Source organism: Acidovorax sp. KPB24-07 (assembly GCF_057543315.1).
In genome coordinates this window covers 1-1148 of sequence record NZ_BAAJYS010000706.1, presented here as the reverse complement: position 1 = coordinate 1148, position 1148 = coordinate 1, and the positions used below count along the sequence as shown (strand labels likewise).

The window sequence follows — 1148 nt, the reverse complement described above, 5'->3', positions numbered from 1 at the left end:
CGCCCAGCTGCTCCACCCAGGCCCGGCGCGGCGGGCGCAGCGCGGCGTGCAGCAGCGTGGCCAGCCAGACCGCCAGGAAGGCCCGGATCTCCCACAGCGCGCGGCCGGGCAGCTCGGCAGGCAGCAGGCGGTTGGCATGGAGGTAGCCGATGCAGGCCACGCCGATGCCTGCCACGGCCGCGACATTCAGGGCCTCGATGGCGCGGTAGACGCCGGCCGTGGCACGGCCGAACTCATTGCCGCAGGCGCGGCGCCGCTTCACGCTGAACAGCACGGTGCCGGTGGCCACCATCACGGTGCCGAGCAGCCCGCTGGCGAAGTACAGCCACTTCATCGGCCAGCCACCGAAGCGGGCGAAGTGCAGCGACTCCATCACGGCGTGCACCTGCTCCGAGGCGAAGGCCGCGTCGGGGTCCGGCCGGCGCACCTGCAGCACGGCGCCGCTCACGCCGTCGAACACCGCGGTGGCCACCGGGTTCAGCAAGGCGCGGCGCTGGCCTGCGCCTGGCTCGGCTTCGCGGGGGCCGAGCACGCGCACCGTGGCATTCGCATCCTCCGGCGCCTCGACCACCACCATGCGCGGTGGCTGGCCCGTCAGGTCGCGGGCCCTTTGCAGCAGCGGTGCCAGATCGTGCAAGGCCGCGGGCCGGCCCGTGCAGGGGCGGCGCAGCGCTTCGCCCTCGCCGTGGTGCAGCTCGGCCTGGAACCGGGCATGGGCCGACTCGCCGCTGCCGTAGGCCGCTTGTAGTGGCCAGGGCATGTACGAGGTGTAGAAGATCGCCAGCCCGGTGTAGACGATCATGAACAGGAAGGGCAGCGTCAGCACGGCGGTGGCGTTGTGAGCGTCCATCCACGAGCGCTGGCCCTTGCCCGGCCGGAACGTGAAGAAATCCTGAAAGATGCGCCGGTGCACGACCACGCCGGACACCAGCGCCACCAGCATGGCCATCGACACCCAGCCGACCACCCAGAAGCCGAGCGCATTCCACTGCAGCATGTAGTGAACGACATGAAGTGGCGCCCGCCTTCGGTCGCCCGGCCCCAGGGCAGGGGCAGCACGGCACCGGTCACCGGGTGCAGCGCGGCCGTCTGGTTGGCGCGGCCATCGCGCCACGCCAGCAGCAGGGCATCGCCCGGGCGCTGGGGCA

At 72.3% G+C, this 1148-nt stretch carries 1 protein-coding gene; it reads right to left on the bottom strand.

The genetic code is table 11. The annotated features are described in order from the left end of the window. On the bottom strand, positions 1-997 hold a 997-nt coding region (locus AC27IQ_RS25155), incomplete at its 3' end, for a PepSY-associated TM helix domain-containing protein (RefSeq protein WP_487091245.1). Positions 998-1148: the final 151 nt, after the last annotated feature.